General features: G+C 37.0%; 1 pseudogene. It reads right to left on the bottom strand.

The window, feature by feature from the left end:
- Positions 1-663 (bottom strand): annotated as a pseudogene (locus tag HP456_RS24660) (S8 family serine peptidase); the annotation flags it as partial.

The following is a 663-nucleotide window of genomic DNA, read 5'->3' on the forward strand; positions in this document are numbered from 1 at the left end:
CCCATAGTAACCACTTTTCTACATCTGGTTCAATGTTATGGGCTTCCAAAATAGAACCGATAAAGCCTACAGGTTCACCTGTTTTTCCATCTTTTACGATTATATCGATCGTTTTCATCGGACTCTTCAATTTAAATACCGCATTTACAAATGGATTTAAGAATGGATGAAATTTTGATACATCCGTAGCGACTGCTGGTCTATCTAGATCAGCATAATCAATACCTCGATCTGTGTAACGGATGGAAAATGGAATTTGATAGCTTTCCTCATTATTTTGTGAATTCACAAAATGAATATAGCCTTCATAATGTCCAGGTTCAGCATCCTTTGGAACATGGATAGCTGGTTGAACTTCCTTCTCTTGTCCTGAAGATACGGAAATAGAATCAGGTATATTGATCTCTACACCATTTTTCTCTGCATCTTGAATACTAGCTTTTGCTGGTGAAAACTCTACTTCAACCTTAAATTCTTTTTCTTCTTGTTCATGATTTTCAATCACTACCTTTTTTTCTAAATCTATTGCTTCCTCTTTTTGATAGTGACTGCCAAATGCGATAGAACCGGTCTCCTCATCAATTTCAACGGTTTCATTTCCCTCTACATTCTCTGTTTTATCAAGGACCTTTAAAGAAACGCCTGCATGGGCCGCTTCATAGA

The sequence above is a fragment of the Bacillus haikouensis genome (assembly GCF_013179555.1).
Taxonomy (GTDB): Bacteria; Bacillota; Bacilli; order Bacillales; family Bacillaceae_B; genus Rossellomorea; species Rossellomorea haikouensis_A.